Source organism: Pseudoalteromonas sp. B131b, assembly GCF_037162545.1.
Lineage (GTDB): Bacteria > Pseudomonadota > Gammaproteobacteria > Enterobacterales > Alteromonadaceae > Pseudoalteromonas > Pseudoalteromonas fuliginea.
In genome coordinates this window covers 631,961-649,385 of the sequence record NZ_JARLUZ010000001.1, presented here as the reverse complement: position 1 = coordinate 649,385, position 17,425 = coordinate 631,961, and the positions used below count along the sequence as shown (strand labels likewise).

The window sequence follows — 17,425 nt, the reverse complement described above, 5'->3', positions numbered from 1 at the left end:
TTCCATAAGGAAAATTCGTATAAAATCCGCGAACTTTTCATTCTGCAGGTGCAGAGTTCACTAATTTATAGGTTGGTTTATTATGAACAAACCCTTCGATAAACTTAAACTTCATGGCTTTAACAATTTAACCAAAAGTTTAAGCTTTAGTATTTACGATATTTGCTACGCAAAGACTGAGCAACAACGTAAAGAATATATTGAATATATCGATGAGCAGTATAGTGCAGATAGACTAACCGACATTTTAGGTGAAGTTGTTGATATAATTGGCGCTAATATTTTAAATGTAGCGCGCCAAGACTATGAACCACAAGGCGCTAGTGTAACTATTTTGGTTTCAGAAGAACCAGTAGAAGAGCAGCAAAATTACGATGCTGACGAAGCGCCAGGTCCATTACCTGATTCAGTTGTTGCGCACCTAGATAAAAGCCATATTTGTGTACACACATACCCAGAAGCTCACCCTGATGATGGTATTTGTACATTCCGTGCTGATATTGAAGTGTCTACTTGTGGCATTATTTCGCCACTTAAAGCGTTAAACTTCTTAATTCATAGCCTTGAGTCAGACGTGGTAACAATTGACTACCGCGTTCGTGGTTTTACCCGCGACATAAATGGCGTTAAGCACTACATTGATCATGCTATTAGCTCGATTCAAAACTTCATGACAGAAGATACTAAAGAAGCGTACCAAATGATGGACGTGAACGTGTATCAAGAAAACCTGTTCCATACCAAAATGATGTTAAAAGAAACCGACTTAAATACCTATTTATTCGGCCTTTCTACGGCAGATTTATCAGAGGGCGAAGAAGACGAAATTCGCTCAAAACTGACCCGTGAAATGCAAGAAATATTCTATGGCCGTAACCTGCCAGATACAGAATAATAGCAACGAATTAAGTTAAAAATGGCGCTCAGTGAGCGCCATTTTTTTGCTTTATTTTACAAGCAATAATTGTGTTTGTCGGCCATTTAAATACCAGACACCGCTTTTATCAAAAATAGCATCTTCCTCTAGCATTATTCTTATTTCTTTATTCCACTGCTTTATAAACACCGCATTGTTAAGCTCAATTGAGTAAGCCGTATTTAAATGCAGCGGATAGTCACCATCTCCTGGTACACCTTGCTGAGAATCCCACATACCTAATGTAGTACCAGCAGCGTGACCATGATAGCCAAGAGGGTGAGTATAAATAGTGGGCTTTAATCCCTGAGCAATAGCGGCTTTTCGTGCTGCAGCTAACACTTCATTACCTGTTTTTCCTACCGCAAATTGATTGGTAAATATATCTTGTAGTTTATTACCGCTTTTTAGTGCTTCAACTAAGTAACTAGGCGCACTCGTTTCGTTTTCTTTGAGCACATACGCATGCTGCTGCGTGTCGGTATTTAAGCGTAAATAAGTAATACCAAAATCGACATGAAGTAAATCGCCGGTTTGTATAACGTTATCATCGTAGCCATTGGTAAAGCTTTCTTCATGATTAAACGACTTCGCATCGGCGCGCTGAATAGCAACGCTTGGGTGAAACCATGTTTGTAGTTTTAGCTCTTTTACGCGCTCTCTAAACCACCATACCAAGTCATCGCTAGTTGTTTTACCCACCGTAATTGTTTTACCCGAAAACCCCTCTGCAATAATATGATGGGCAATAGCCACAATGTGTTTATACATTTCAACTTCTTCAGGAATACGTTGCTCTAACCACGCGACAGCAAGCGGCTCTGCGGAAATTATTTTATTGTGATAAGTGGCGGGCAAGTTAGCCATTAAGGTTTTGTAATCGCCTAGCACAAGGCCATCGGCATGTGCCCAGTCGGTAGAAGTATTGAGCGCAATGTTGCGAGGTTTGTATTGCTCAATAAGCGTATTGAGTGCCTGCCACTGGCTAGGTTGTGTTTGCTTATCCCAGCCTTTTTTAAATACATTACCTATTTTATAAGGCGCAATAGCGTAAGCATCAACCCCACCTTGTTTATTAAGTGCAAATAGCAAAATAGTGGTGCGTCTGGCTGAAAGCCATGTTGCAGGCAGCATTGTTTTTAATATTGGATCTTCATTGTATTCGCGGCTTATAAGAAGCCACATATCAGTGTTGTGCTGCTTCATTAACGAGGGCATTAAGCTATTAACTCTAAGTTCAGTAATTTTATCTATAAACGCAGCGCGCTCTTTCATTGATAAAATTGTTGGGGATTCTGAAGCTTGAACTAAAGGGCTTACAAATAGTGTTGCGAGCAAACATGCGCTTATTAGTAATAATTTATTGTATTGCATAGTTGGGCTATTTTTAGGCTAATTTATACTTAACATGCCAGAACCCACACTATAAAAAAATAATTTGAGACAAACCGTACAAACAAAAAAGCCCAGCTAATTAACTTAGCTGGGCTTTTGTGTATATAGCGTATTAATTAATCATGCTGTAAATAAGTGCAAATACAGCAAGTGAGCCAACCGCTAATATAAATAGCGTGCTTAAACGGTTACGGTATTTATGAAGTGCAGGCACTTTATAAACTGCAATCATTGGCATGATGAATAAAATCATCGCAATGATAGGGCCCGATAACTGATCCATCATGTCTAAAATACTTGGGTTTTTAACAGCGCAAAACCAAATAGCTAAAAACATAATTAACACACCAATTTTATCGGCCACTTTTGCGCTTAAGCTTGTTTGTTTAGTTACTAAACCTGTAAAGCTTTCACGTGCCCCTAAAAAGTGACCCAAAAACGACGATGTAATAGCAATAAAGGCAACAAGCGGCCCAAGTGTGGCAATAAACGAGTTATCAGTAATGTTAGCAAGGTAGGATAAAACCGATACGTTAGCGGCTTTAGCAGCGGCCATTTGCTCGCCTGTAAGCGACAGCACGCAAGAGAACACAAATAACAGTACAAAGGTAATAAGTAGTAAGCTAGTGCGCTTTAAAATCGCCTCAGACTTATGTGTTGCTTGGTTACCGTAATGGCCGCGTTGCACGTTTACAAAGCTTGAGATAGCCGCTGCGTGGCTAAACGAAAATACAATAATAGGAATCGATAACCACAACGTTTTACCAAAGCTGCCCATTTCAGGCATGCTCATATCGGGCACTTGCCAGCTTGGGATTAAATAAAGTGATAAAAACAATAATATACCCACAAGCGGATAAACTAAGATAGCAAAGGCACGTAGCATTAAGCGCTCGCCGCCCATCATTAAGCTAATCATACCTGCAACTAATACACCCGAAAGTAATACGCGAGATGGCGACTCTAACCCCATTTGATTAACCATAAAGCTATCCACAGTATTGGTTAAGCCCACACCGTAAATAAGCAAAATTGGGAATATAGATAAAAAGTACAACAAGGAAATTAACCGACCTGCAGTCACACCAAAGTGCTCTTCAACTACATCGGTAAAGTCGGCATCTTTATTTTTCGACGAAAGTACAAAGCGTGCTAAGCCTCGGTGGGCACAAAAGGTCATTGGGAATGCTAAACACGCCATAATAATTAATGGCCAAAAACCGCCAATACCAATATTAATAGGTAAAAATAAAATACCCGCACCAACGGCCGTGCCAAATAGACTTAGTGTCCATTGTGTATCGTGTTGGTTCCATTTTGAGGTAGAAGAGTGTGTGTTATTTATTGGTGCATTTGAAAGCGTTGCACCTTGAGGTGTTGTCATGTGTGTGCTCATCCATTATTTGTAATAATAATTGCGCCGAAGAATATAGTTTTTGACTAAATTTTTCATGTTTTGAGCTGGTTTTAGAATGAATTAGTTGTAGTGGTTTAGTGACTAACTGTCATGAATATGAAACACCGATTTAAAAGTGAGCAATGTATAAAGTAATAATTATACAATGTGTTGTTTATTTGAACGAAGTAACTGCTGTCAGGTTTTTTGTATGAAACAAAGTTCTTTATACGCTGCAGATATTACATAATTTATCGCGATAAGAGCTTTAGCTTATTAGAGCGTGTTGATCTTTGGTCGTTGAATTTTCAACAGCATGTTTGCATGTAAGCCAACAAGGTAACGCAGGAGCTGTTACCGAGCTGGCTATGTTATAAATCTCGCGCCGGGATTAAATTTCCCCTAGATAGAACAAACTTTAATCCTGAGAGGTCACAGACCTTAACTAATAGCAAAAGATGATTTTTCATTTGAACTGAAAAGGTTACTTTTATTTACTTCTTTAGGCACTCGTTTTGAAGCCAGTTTTACGTAAAAAGCAGGCAATACAAAAAGAGTAAAAAGGGTTCCTATAAGCATTCCTGCTACTAATATAATGCCAATACTATTTCGGGCTTCAGCCCCAGCTCCAGATACCATTAATAATGGAAAGTGCCCAAGAACAGTGGCAGCAGTGGTCATTAAAATAGGCCTTAATCTAGTTGATGCAGATTCAATTACGGCTTCTATGCGGCTTTTACCTTGCTCTTGTAGGTGATTTGCAAATTCGACAATTAAGATACCGTTTTTTGCAATCAGACCAATGAGTGTGATTAAACCGATTTGAGAATAAATATTGATAGTCGTTAATTCAAAATACGATAGCATCAACGCGCCAGCCATTGCCAAAGGTACACTCCCAATTAACACAACTAGAGGGTCTCGAAAGCTATTAAATTGGATACTAAGCAGTAAGTAAACAATGACCAGTGAAATTAGCATAACGCCTAATAAACTATTACCTTGTTGTCTTATTTGTCTAGACTCTCCGGCATAATCAACAGTGTATGAAGGGGAGTAATTCTTGTGCGGCATTTTCTAATGCTGAAAGTGCCTCTTCTTTTGTGGAGTTAGGTAATACGGCTCCAAATATGCGAAAGGCATTTTGCTGTCCAAAGCTATTTAATTGTCTAGGAACTGTTGCCCATTTAACTTCAGCTATTGCAGATAATGGCACGCTGGTTCCATTAATTGATTTAATGTTTAAACTTAGTAGTTTTCCAGGATCTGACTTTACATTTCGGTCAATAACAGGGATTACCTGATAAGCTTTTCCTTGCGCATCAAATCGATTAACGTAATTATTTGATAAAAGAACACTCAGTTGCTGATTGACATAAGCGAGATCCATTCCTAAATCGGCAATTTTATCGCGCTTTAATTGTAATTGTATTTGGGGTAAATCGATTTTTAAATCAGTGTCTGCGTATAAAAAGTGCCCACTAGCAAATGCTTTACCTATAAGTTGCCCCGCATAGCTTTGCATTATTTCAAAACTATCGCTGGACTTAACGACCATTTCTACATCGAATTGGCCCGCAGTAGGAAGTGGCGCTGGAAGAATGGGCAACGGGTTGACTCCAGGGGTTTTAGCCAAGCGTCCATAAACCTCAGGAAGAATTGATTTAGTAGTGTAATCTCGTTCGCTAGCACTTATAAATTCAATACCGCCAAAAGCACTATTGGTAAAAATGTTCTGCCACATTTGAGTTGTGCCGGGTATTTCTAATAAGCTATCAACCATGCCACGAATGTTATCTTCATTATAAGTTAACGATGACTCAGGGGGATTGTACAAGTACAAATATGCTGCTTTGATCCTCAACTGGCGCAAGCTCTTTTTGTGCACCTTGGTAAAATGGTATTATCATAAGGCTTAACGCAATTGCAGCGACAATCACTTGATTTCGCCACGACAATAAAAGAGTAAGTAACAACGCATATTTATTTCTTAGCTGATCAAATACCCAGTTTACTTTTTTTGTTAATTTAGTTTCTTGCCCTTCAGCAGGGATAACATACGCGCTCATTATTGGTGAAAGTGTGAGGGCAACAATGCCTGATATAAGCACTGATATTGCTAGGGTAAAAGCAAATTCTTTAAATAATACGCCGGTAAGTCCAGACAGAAAGCCAATCGGTAAATACACCATTGTTAGTGTGAGAGTCATTGATACAATTGGTACAAACAGCTCTTTGGAGCTTGTGAGCGCAGCGTCAATTTTAGATTTTCCTGCACGAATATGACGTGAAACATTTTCTACAACAACAATCGCATCATCAACCACCAAGCCAACAGAGAGAACAATAGCGAGCACGGTTAGTAAGTTTAACGAAAAACCGACGACATACATTGCGGCAATAGCACCTAATATTGAAATAGGAATAGTCACTAAAGGTACCGCTGAGCTTCTAAATGAACCCATCATAAAGAGAACAACAACGCCTACTAGAATAACCGTCTCAATAAGTGTTTTAAAAATCTCATTTAATGCATCGCGCATATATAAAGTACCATCATAGGCATAACCAATGCTGATACCATCCGGTAAAGTCTTATTAATTTTATCGGTTAATGCGTAAAGTGCGTCACCAACTTCAATTTCATTTGCACCTGGCTGCGGCCAAACTGAAATATAAACAGTATCATGCTGATTTAAGCGAGCACTTACCGTTGGCTGCTCAGAGCCAAGTTCAATATGGGCTACATCTCTCAGATATATAACATCATTATCTATACGTTTTACAATTAACTGCTTAAATTCATCGATACTTTTCAATTGTGTATTAGCGACCAGATCAATTTTTTGTTTATTAGTTTCTATATAACCTAGCGTAGCTATTGTATTATTTGCAGCCAACGCGGAGTAAATATCGTCAGCGCTAAGATCAAATGCTTCTAACTTTGCAGAATTTAAATGCACGCGCATCGCAGGCGTTCTACTGCCTTCAATTGCGACTCTTTGAACGCCCTCAATATCTGTAATTATAGGAGTCACTTGCCTTGATAAAAAGTCGGTTAGTTGTGAAAGTGATTCGCCCTGATGCTCTATATTTAAATAAAATAGCGCATGAGGTCGATCGGTGCGCTTAACGCTAACAATGGGATCCTCAGTATCATTCGGGAGCATATATTTAACTTGGCTAAGACGAGCAGTAAGCTGTGATAAAGCCCGAGTACTATCTTCGTTTAAATTTAAGTAAGCTGTTACAGTGCTATTCCCTGCAATTGTGACTGATTCAACATAATCAACACCTGGAACCGTAGCGGAAATACGTTCTATTGGTTCTGTAATAAAACCTTTAACTGTTTCAGCTGATGCGCCTACGTAGTTAGTTGAAATAACTAAAGATGAACTTTCAATTTTTGGAAACTGTAGCACAGTCACCTTAAGCACTGACCAAATCCCAGCAATACAAATAATAGCGGATAAAACGATTGCAAGTGTTGGTTGTGTTATGAATCGATCCATAAAATGATTGTTTTTCATAATGATACCTTAGGAGATAACGTATCTTCCATAGCTACAGTACGCTCTGAATTAAGCAAGTATGCTCTTAAACCGTCACGCAATTTAAATGCTCCATGACTTGCGATTAATGCGCCTGAGGTCAAGCCATTGGTGATCATAACGAGATCCCCAATACGTTCGCCTAATTCAACTTGTGTTCGCTTAGCGTATGTTTTTCCTTCCTCGTCTTTATTTAATAAATATACATAGTTCCCTAATTTACCTTTAATAACTGCTAAATATGGGATTGCAACAACCTCTTTTTTGTTGCCAATAGGTACCTTAATTTTAACGAGTTGATTTGAATTTAGTTTAGTATTTCCTAATGTAATTTTTGCACGGTATTTCAGCTGTCTTGAGTGTTTTGACATTTCTGGTGCAACAGAAGCTACTTGTGCAATTATTTCTGTCTGTGTGTCATCAAGTAGCGTTAATACTACCGGCGTATTAATTGCTAGCTCTGTATAGGTTTGCGGGAGAGAAAAATCGACCCACATATATTTTTCAATACCAATGAGCTGAGTTAGATTTGTATTAGCAGGTAAAAACTGACCGACTTGCAAGTCATGTATACCAACGCGGGCTGTAAATGGTGCTGTAATCACTTTTTTAGCAATTTTAGCTGAGAGTAGATTTATTTCTGCTTGGTATTGAGCAAGTAAAGCCGTTGATTCATCTAATTGCTGAGCGCTCAATTTATTTGAATTATAAAGGCTTTTATATCTCTTTACGGTGGTGTTTTGTAGTTCAAAGCGTGATTTAGCTATTTGCAGTTGTGCTTTTTCCTCCTCGTGTTCTATTTCGAGTAACGTATCACCTGCATAAGTAATACCGCCAGATTGCAAATAGAGTTTTGTAACTTTACCTGCTGATTCATTAATTAACGATAATGTTTTAGGGGCTTTTACGATACCGCTAATATCTATATGTGACTGATGAGCAACTTTTTCTACATACATAGCTTCGACATTAGCCGATTGTTCATTGCCTATATTGCTGCGCGCATCAATGATGTTACTTTTAACTGCAAAGCTGCCCGCTATTAAAATTGCTAGTATGCCTGTCGTTGTAATCCATGGAATGAAATTCATAATTAGCTCCTTGTGTGCATCTAGTAGGTAATATGCTTGGGTGAAGTTTGTTTATGTGAAGTATCTTTATATAAAGATATATAATTAAAAAAATTTGTCAATAAACTTCACCCATTATTTTTACGCTACTTCTCTTTTATTACTAGATTGCTTTGCATGGGCAACAGCTAAATGCCCTGCAACACGCGCTGTATTGATCAAAACGGCACTGTTAGCTTTAGCTGAACGCCCTTTAGTTACTTCATCAATTGCTTTCATAATGTACTTAGTGACTTTATTTCCACTGATCCCTTGCGCTTGAGCCGAGCTAATTGCCGCGTTGATAGCATCATTAACATCATCACTATCAATGGCATCTTCGAGCTTAGTGGGTGTTGTAATTAATACACTGCGCTTATTATCAAGCAGCCATTGGGTTTCAATTATGTCGGCTAAAATAGATGCATCATCTATCCGTTGTGGTGCTTTATAGCCACTTGAGCGACAGTAAAATGCAGGGAAATCATCAAATTGATAAGATATAATAGGGACATTGTGGGTCTCTAAGTATTCAAGTGTTAAACCTAGATCGAGTATGTTTTTTGCACCAGCACATACAACGGCAACCCGTGAGCGTGTAAATTGCATAAGATCTGAAGAAATATCCATCGTATTGTTTGCTCCTCTATGAACGCCACCAATGCCAGCAGATGCAAAAAAGCATATTCCTGCTAACTCAGCTGCAATAATAGATGAGGCAACGGTGGTTGCACCCAATTGCTTAGTCGCTAATACAACGGGTAAGTCACGCGTGCTGACTTTAGGTATATTTGCGGTTGTTGCAAATAACTCAATCTCACTTTCATCCATGCCAATTAGTAATTTACCATTAGCGACTCCAATGGTTGCAGGGATTGCCCCCGATTCACGAACTGCTGCTTCTACTTGTAACGCGGTGTGTTTATTTTCAGGGTAATCTAAGCCATGCGTTATAACATTAGACTCAAGCGCCACGACCGCAAGCCCTAACTCAAGAGCCCGTTTAATTTCAGGCTTAATAACAAGATTTATCTTTGTATTGTTCATTTTATTTTTCCTCTAATAACTTGGTTTTTTAATTAATTTATATTTTTGCTGAATAATATGTTTGTTATAAACACGTTGTCGCCAATTTTTCGGTTGCTCTGCATGCAGTGCGATTGAAATAAAGTCGTTATTGCATTTAAACTCTTTACTTATCAGTGCCGAAATTTTTTTCACGAGCCTATTCTTGGTAGAACTGGATACGTGAGAATCAAAATAATGTATGTTGATATGCGGCATGTTGCGTCCTTACGCTATTAATAATGAACGATGGTTCTCGTAAGAACCTTGAGATTGCACAATGCAATTAAACAGCTCATCAACACCTTGATGTTTTAATAATGCGTAATGATCTGCTTGTAAGTGTTGTGTTATCGCTTCTTTTTCGTTGTACTCAGGAATGTTTTCAATAAATGAATAATCATCTCCTTGTGCTTTAAATATCACTTTTGGTGCTTTTACTTGGCGTTCAAGCAACTCTGTGAATGTATATTTAAACTCATAAGTGCGCATGACTACTTCTATGATTTTACTGACAACATCTCGATTCAAAGTGCGATGATTCATACATACAAAGTCAATAAACTGTTGTTTATTAGTCACTGCCGATAAACATTGTTCTAATACCGGGCCTTGTATTTTTTGAAAGAACACTGAAAATAAAATGGTGACAAATGCAGGAGAAGTAAAACAAGGTGTCTGCTCTTTTTGTGAATACTGAGGTAGATTAGGTGAGCCAGGTGCAATGAGATAAAGTGCTTCCACGGTCTCGCCACTTGCTTCAAGTTGATGCGCCACTTCAAATGCAACACGAGCCCCAAAAGAGTATCCCCATAACGTATAAGGACCCGTTGGTTGCTCATTTTTGATTAGCTTGATATCAGCTTCTGCCATTTCTTGTATTGTATCGTAAGGAACTTCATCACAATTAAGGCCATGCGCTTGCACTGCAATAAACGTCGCTTCATCGGCCACTTTTTCAGCTAAAGGTTTTAAGCTCATTGGATACCCACCTAAACCAGGCCAGCAGAAAATTCGCGATTTTTGTGTAGAGTTATTTAAATTAATCAACCGACTATGTGAGCTGTTATCGTTTTGCTTAATATAAAGAGCAAGTGCTTCAATAGTGGGGGCTTGAAAGATAGCTTGCATCGGGATACTAATGCTCAACTCTTTATTTAAAGTATTCATAAATGTAACGGCTGTTAAAGAGTTTCCACCACTTTCAAAAAAATTATCTTGGACAGATACTTTGTCCCATTTCATAACATGGAGCCAAATATCAGCTATTTTCTCTTCTAATTTATTTCGAGGCTCAATGTAGGCTGCCTTATTTTCAATATTATTAAGTTTCTCTGAATTTTTTAGAGCGAGATAATCGACTTTCCCATTCGCTGTTTGTGGGAATTCAGCAAAAGTTATAATTTTATTAGGTACCATATAGCTAGGTAGCGAATTTTGTAAATCATGATTCAATATTTCAAGGGGGCCACGCATATGTATAGCGTCTTCTTTCATACCTTCGCTGCGTTTTTGCTCTTCTGAAATTTTTCCACCAATGCAAAAATAAAATGGTTTCATTGTACAGTTCGCATCAGATAAAATTTCTTCAATACGATTGGCTGAAGGTAAATTATTACCAGATTTTGAGCTATAACCAGAAGACATTAAACCTATGTTTAAGTCGTTCATTTGTAACTGCTGTAACTTACGACCTAAATCAATATAGTGTCGCCAAGCCGTTGTAGAATGATTAAGTAAAGAAATACCAAAAGAAGCTCTATCATAGACTTGCTGATTAATGGCAATCACTTTTTTCTTTTCAATTAGCTGATCAGAAAGGGGTGTCAGCTGATTATCTTGAACTGTGTATTGTCCTGAATTTAAACCATCTACATTTTGAATTTGCACTAAGGTCTCAACATTTGAAAGCGAGTCAGTTTCGCTATGTTGGCTAATATCAAAACTTCCTAAGTAGGCGTCATCTTTGTGAACAGCTAAGTAATCTTGGTATTCATTGTCAAAACTAGCAGCGCCAATTGAAAGGCCAAACTGAGGTAAAATATGATCAAATAAGCCAAGCATATGGCCTGTTTCCATTTCTAAAACTTCTAATATATTATTTTGATATACAGGTTCTATAGCTGATTGTTTACCTAAAAAATGGCAAGTTAATTTAACCGTGCTTACAGGCGCTAATGAGCGTACAAGATGCAGGGTATGTAGTTCAGGGTGATAATAATAAATACCCGATTTTAAATTAAATAAATTATGTATTTCTAAAAATAACTGCGTAGCATACAGGGCGCCTGGAGATGCATAGCCATACTTGGGCAGTAAGCGTTGCTTGCTTTTAAACTGGCCAAAATATCTCATGATTTGACCAAATTCATCATATTCTAATGCGCTGACAGGGCGTGTAGGGATTTCTGATTTTTGTTTTTTGAGTAAGTTAAGTATTTCTTGCTCACACACATTTCCACCATCAAAGTAACGATAAGTTTTACGAGCAAAAACAGTTTCAGTTTGCTCTTTTGATGCATTTTTATTTGGTAAATTAAATACGGGTAAGTTTAACAGCGCTTGTGGTTGTCTAAATCCAGCATTAGAGAGTTGTGCTTTAACTTGTAATTTACTTTTTTTAGATTGATGGTGTTCACTCTGCTTGCCTTGATCCATTAAAGCGGCTTCACGATGATTTAATTCAATGCATGCAATAAGATTTTGAAAACCGGTACGCTGGTCATTTTTTACAACCATTGCGGCATTTTTTATCCAATCATGCTTTTCAATGGCAAGTCTAATTTCATCAAGCTCAACACGGTAACCACGTAATTTAATTTGATTATCGGCGCGACCTAAAAAGTGTGTGTTACCTTCTTTATCACGTTTTACAATATCACCACTGCGATAGAGCGTATTATGCATAGGCTCGCTATTGTGAGGGTTAGATATAAATCTTTCGAGCGTTGTATCGTTACGGTTTAAATAACCTCTAGCAACCTGCACACCACTAATATAAAGCTCACCAGATTCACCCTCATCAACTAAGTTTAACTGTTCATCAAGTATATAGTAGTGAGTATTGGCTACAGGCTTACCAATGGTAATTGCATCAAACGCTTGTTCTAAAGTATGAGGTGTTACTTTATGGCTGGATGAATTTATTGTGCATTCTGTTGGCCCATATAAATTGATTAGATCTTTTTCAGGCAGTGTTTCAAAAAATTGCAAGGCGAGCTGTTTAGTAAGCGTTTCACCCCACTGAACACGTGAGACAATGAGTTGCACAATTGAATACAAGGCGAATCAAGCAAGGCTTGTAAAAGGGTAGGAACACATTGCAAAACGGTCACTTGTTTTTCAATGATTAAATCAATAAGTGCAAGCGGATCGCGATACATTCCTACTTCACTTGTAACAACACAAATACCGATTGCATTAGCTAAAATCTCCCATTGGGCTGCATCAAAGCTAAAAGGCGTTTTTTGTACAATACGAGTTGATTGGCTAAAGCTATGCTCTTCTTTTAACCACAGAAGCTGATTAACAATACTGCTATGTTCAATGATGACGCCTTTTGGATCACCTGTGCTTCCAGAGGTGTAAATCATATAAGCAAGGCTATCTTGTGATAGTGGCGCATAATATGACGTATTATCATCAACATCATCTATTGAAATCACAGTAATGTCGCTGCTAACCAATGCAGTAATTTGCTCTTTTAAATGTGCTTGAGTTAAAACTAAGCGCGCTTTAGAGTCTTTTAGCATATAGCTAATACGTTTTTCAGGGTATTCAGGAGACAGTGGAAGGTATCCGCATCCTGCATAAATAGCTCCCCACACACCAAAAATTAAGTCAGGCGATGGATCGACAAACAAACCAACATATTCACCTTGCTTAGCACCATGCTGATGGAGTAAAGAGGCAATGTTAGCTGATTTTTTATCCAGCATTTTATAGCTCCAATCTCCTTGGTTACTAATTACTGCAGTTTCATCAGGTGTTTCAATAATTTGCTTTTGAATTAAATCAAACAATGTTCGAGTATCACTTTCTCCCAAAAAAGATATCTGATCTTGCTCAAGGTTTTCGGTTCGATTTAGTTGGTTATGTAGTTTCATTTCTATGCCTATTCCTTTATTTAAAATTTTATAGATGACTAATTTTTGAATTGCCTTGTTAAAAATGAGTACTACACATAACTCTCATGTAACAAAGTTAGGTAAAAGATAATACATACAATCTTAATGTCAAGTATCTTTGTGTGAAGATACTTGTTGTGATGAGTCTTGTCGTAGAGGTTGTTGTGAGTTATATTGGTTTATCAATTTAAATTAGAGTAGTAGATATAATGAAAAATGATCTTGTTGACGTCGTTATAGCCCAGTGGAATAAAGAAAGACCTGATTTAGACCCTTCGCCTATGGGAGTTATGGGCCGACTCGTTCGTACCGATGCAATGTTTAGCAAAGAATTACAAACTGTATTTGGCCGTTTTGGCCTCAATGGTGGCGAATTTGATGTATTAGCGACAATTAGGCGTTCAGGAAAACCGTTTACATTAAGTCCAAATCAACTATTGCAGACATTAATGCTAACCTCAGGCTCAATGACAAACCGTATCGATAAACTAGAAGCTAAAGACTTGGTTGCACGCAGCTCTGATCCTAATGACCGTCGAGGCGTTATGGTGTCTTTAACAGAGAAAGGTTTTCAATTGATTGATCAGGTTGTAGAGGAGCATATCGCAAAAGGGCAGTCTTTATTGTCACCTTTAGATAAGTCGGAGCAGCAGCAACTCGCAGTATTACTTAAAAAATTACTTTTAGGCCTTTCTAGCTCTACTTATAAATAAGGCCAGTTGGCCTTTCAGGAGCACAATTTGTTCTATCTAGGGCATGTTGATCTTTGTGGATTAAAATTTGTTCAATCGAGGAGCGATTTAATCGTGGCGCGAGATTTGTAACTTGGTAGCTTTGGTAACGCTCCTGCATCACCTTACTAACTTATCTTTATGTAAGAATAGGTAAAATCGCGCAAAGCTTCCGCGCCCTACTCACGGCTTTTATTTACATCCATGTAGCAGCAAAGAGTAAATCGCCCCTAGGACGAACCTAAGGGCTACGGATGTTTGGCACTTACGCTGCGTTATCGCCTATTTATGGGGAATAATCACACGACATAAACTCTGCCTCGCCTAACTACCAAACCTACAGGTGCAAAATTAATCACGAAAGCTCAACACGCTCTAATATAGATTCACTTTGTTTCTCAGATAGCGATGCACTTTTATCTACCATTGTAGGATAATCGGTATAACCGGTTTCGTCGCCACCATAAAACGTATCGGGATCTACATTATTAAAAGAAGCATTTAACTTAGTACGTTCTACCAAATCAGGGTTTGCTAAAAAGAGTGCCCCTAATGCCACACCATCGCATAAATTTTCATTTAACACATCTGATGCAATAGCAGGGGTTACAGGGCCATCCTGCCAAGCTTTGTGAGGGTTTAATATAAGCTTACCTAACCATTGGTTACGGATCTGCTGGGTGTGCTCACGGTTAGCCGCTTCCATAATATGCAAATACGCCAGATCAGTTGGCAACTGACTAATAAGAGTTTGGTAGAGCACTTCACTGTCTTGTTCAATAATGTCATTGTAAGTATTGTCGGGAGAAATACGAATACCGACTCTTTTAGCACCAATAGCTTGTGTAACAGCCGCCACTACTTTTAGCGTAAATCTTAAACGGTTTTTGACGCTACCACCAAATAGATCGGCTCTATTATTTGTATTGCTTGCCATAAATTGGTGAAGTAAAAAACCATTTCCTGCGTGTATTTCTACCCCATCAAAACCTGCCTGAATCGCTAATTCAGCTGATTTTGCGAAGTCTTCAATGGTTGCTGTAATTTCATCTAATGTCATTTCTTTTGGTGTAGGGTAGCTCTTTGGCCCTGTTGGTGTAAAAGCGTCTCCGGTAGCTTTAATTGCTGAAGGCGCTATTGATTGATGAGCACTGGGGTATAATTCAGGATGCCCAATACGACCAGAATGCATCAATTGGGCTACAATTTTGCCTCCCTTTTATGTACTGCTTCAGTAATGGGCTGCCAGCTTTTCACATGTTGTAAATTATGTAGTCCTGGGGAATTCATAAAACCTTGACCAACTTGGTTAGGTTGAATACCTTCAGAAATAATTAACCCAGCTGTTGCTCTTTGAGCATAATAGGTTGCCATAAGAGGCGTTGCTAATCCTTCAGCTGTTGCCCTGTTTCTACTCATTGGTGCCATTACAAAGCGATTGCTTGCGTTGATTTTCCCAAAACGAGCTTCTGTAAATAAGTTGTCCATGTTTACTTCCTTTAACTAGTTTTTTTGTTTAATGATGGTTCCAGATTAAAATTGGAACTTGATTTTTTAAACAGCTGTACTTGAGATATAACAATGGCTAATACAATAATGACAGCGCCTAATGTTTGACTCATCGTTAGCCTTTGCGAAAGAATAAAATAACCCAATAATGTTGCTGAGATTGGGCTTGCAAACGATATAAAAGACACCGTAACAACTGGCAGTTTTTCAATAGCTTTAAACCAAACTATATAAGCGAACAAGGCGCCAATGATACTTAAGTAGGAATAACCAATTATATTGTCCACTGTTAGGTTACTAGGTAAGCCTTCTTGTACTAATCCAATCGGGAGTAAAAATAATCCACCTACAACGAGTTGCCAGCCTGTAAAAGTATATAAATTAACGTCAGCAGGCTTGCCCCATTTTTTTGTTAATACTATTCCCGTGGCCATTGAAGCGGCACCAATTAAACCTGCAATAACACCTTGAACAGGTAAATTCATATTTGGTTCTAAGACCAACATCGCGACTCCAACAGCCGCAATTGCACAAGCAATAAATTGCCTTAAATTAAGGGTATCTTTAAAGAGTAGCGCACCAAGTATCATGACTATGATAGGTTGGCACGACATAACAAGTGCAGCTACACCACCGGGTAATAGATAGGCTGCTACAAATAAACAGTAAAAAAGCCACCAATATTAAGTATGCCAAGCACGATAGAACGCACCCACCAGATGCCTTTAGGTAGCTTTCGACCAATCAGTACTAATAAAATACCAGCAGGTAAAGCACGAAGTGTTGACGCTATTAAAGGCATATCTGGCGGTAACAGCTCGGTCGTTACTATGTATGTACTGCCCCAAATTGTTGGGGCAATCATAGCAACTAACATCCAAAGTATTAGTTGTTTATTTGTCATACGGCCCCCACATCGGTCGTACCGAAGTAGCGATCTCCGAAGTCGCCAATTCCAGGTATCATAAATGCGTTTCCATTTAGATACTCTTCAATTGAAGACGTGACTATTTGAATTTTCTTAAATTGCTGAGTAACTTTTTGAATCCCCTCAGGGGAGCACAAAAGATTAACAAAAATGATATTTTCTTCTAAAACACCAGCATCTATAAGCACCTGAATAGCACAAATTGCAGAGCCGCCTGTCGCCAACATAGGTTCGAATATCAGCACGCGACATTTAGCGATATGATCCGGAAGTTTTGAATAATAAAGAGTTGGCAATTTTGTGACGACATCGCGTTGTATTAAAATTTTTCCGATGGGAATTTTTAAGTCAATATGACGCAGCTCATTTTCCATACTTTCACCAGCACGAACCACAGAAACGGCACATATTGGATCTGCAAACTTCTTGCCTTTGTATGTTTCTCCCACGGGAGTAGTTACATCGAGATCTTTAAATGGTACTAATTCTAAGCTTTTTTCAATCAGCAGACGAAACACTTGATCAGCATAAAAAATGAATTGGCTTTTACTAGCTACCTTGTCACGCATTTTTGCATGCAGGTATTTTAGTCTATTTGTTTGCGGTAACTCGATCACACTACTTGAGAGTATTTGTGAGTCTTCTTTATATATTTGAATAACTTGATTTGCATTCATAACGCTCTCCCTATTTGAGTC

11 protein-coding genes and 3 pseudogenes are annotated in these 17,425 nt (G+C 38.3%); 2 read left to right on the top strand and 12 right to left on the bottom strand.

Going from position 1 to position 17,425, the window contains the following annotated elements; all coding sequences use genetic code 11:
* Positions 1-82: 82 nt before the first annotated feature.
* On the top strand, positions 83-895 hold the full coding sequence (gene speD / locus P4S65_RS03080) for an adenosylmethionine decarboxylase (protein ID WP_007376266.1): 813 nt from the start codon (positions 83-85) through the stop codon (positions 893-895).
* Positions 896-946: 51 nt separating this feature from the next.
* Here the strand turns inward: speD and P4S65_RS03075 are convergent, their stop codons facing one another.
* The 8 genes and pseudogenes from P4S65_RS03075 to P4S65_RS03040 form a co-directional block, all read right to left on the bottom strand.
* Entirely contained in the window at positions 947-2,290 is a 1,344-nt protein-coding gene (locus P4S65_RS03075) for a M24 family metallopeptidase (protein ID WP_337119554.1), read from the bottom strand.
* Between the two features lie 133 nt (positions 2,291-2,423).
* On the bottom strand, positions 2,424-3,695 hold the full coding sequence (locus tag P4S65_RS03070) for an HAAAP family serine/threonine permease (RefSeq protein WP_337119553.1): 1,272 nt from the start codon (positions 3,693-3,695) through the stop codon (positions 2,424-2,426).
* A gap of 453 nt (positions 3,696-4,148) precedes the next feature.
* Positions 4,149-7,237: pseudogene (locus P4S65_RS03065) on the bottom strand (efflux RND transporter permease subunit).
* A complete protein-coding gene (locus tag P4S65_RS03060; RefSeq protein ID WP_007376271.1) occupies positions 7,234-8,349 on the bottom strand; it encodes an efflux RND transporter periplasmic adaptor subunit in 1,116 nt (371 codons plus the stop codon). The pseudogene P4S65_RS03065 and the gene P4S65_RS03060 overlap by 4 nt, the downstream one beginning before the upstream one ends.
* Positions 8,350-8,469: 120 nt before the next feature.
* The gene (locus tag P4S65_RS03055; RefSeq protein WP_007376272.1) at positions 8,470-9,414 is read right to left on the bottom strand and encodes a pseudouridine-5'-phosphate glycosidase; all 945 of its coding nucleotides are present in this window, start codon (positions 9,412-9,414) and stop codon (positions 8,470-8,472) included.
* A 12-nt stretch (positions 9,415-9,426) separates the two neighbouring features.
* The gene (locus P4S65_RS03050; RefSeq protein ID WP_007376273.1) at positions 9,427-9,588 is read right to left on the bottom strand and encodes a hypothetical protein; all 162 of its coding nucleotides are present in this window, start codon (positions 9,586-9,588) and stop codon (positions 9,427-9,429) included.
* 72 nt (positions 9,589-9,660) lie between these two features.
* Positions 9,661-10,563 (bottom strand): thioesterase domain-containing protein, encoded by a 903-nt coding sequence (locus P4S65_RS03045; RefSeq protein ID WP_337120725.1) that lies wholly within the window; start codon positions 10,561-10,563, stop codon positions 9,661-9,663.
* A 9-nt stretch (positions 10,564-10,572) separates the two neighbouring features.
* Positions 10,573-13,538, bottom strand: a pseudogene (locus P4S65_RS03040) (amino acid adenylation domain-containing protein); the annotation flags it as partial.
* A 230-nt stretch (positions 13,539-13,768) separates the two neighbouring features.
* Here P4S65_RS03040 and P4S65_RS03035 point away from each other — a divergent pair.
* Entirely contained in the window at positions 13,769-14,272 is a 504-nt protein-coding gene (locus P4S65_RS03035) for a MarR family winged helix-turn-helix transcriptional regulator (protein ID WP_007376275.1), read from the top strand.
* A gap of 373 nt (positions 14,273-14,645) precedes the next feature.
* Here the strand turns inward: P4S65_RS03035 and P4S65_RS03030 are convergent.
* From P4S65_RS03030 to upp, 4 genes and pseudogenes are all read right to left on the bottom strand, one after another.
* Positions 14,646-15,709, bottom strand: a pseudogene (locus tag P4S65_RS03030) (alkene reductase).
* Between the two features lie 80 nt (positions 15,710-15,789).
* Entirely contained in the window at positions 15,790-16,413 is a 624-nt protein-coding gene (locus P4S65_RS03025; protein WP_337119552.1) for an EamA family transporter, read from the bottom strand.
* Positions 16,414-16,451: 38 nt separating this feature from the next.
* Complete coding sequence (locus P4S65_RS03020) at positions 16,452-16,703, bottom strand: hypothetical protein (RefSeq protein WP_337119551.1); 252 nt, start codon at positions 16,701-16,703, stop codon at positions 16,452-16,454.
* Complete coding sequence (upp, locus tag P4S65_RS03015) at positions 16,700-17,404, bottom strand: uracil phosphoribosyltransferase (protein ID WP_337119550.1); 705 nt, start codon at positions 17,402-17,404, stop codon at positions 16,700-16,702. The genes P4S65_RS03020 and upp overlap by 4 nt, the downstream gene beginning before the upstream one ends.
* Positions 17,405-17,425: the final 21 nt, after the last annotated feature.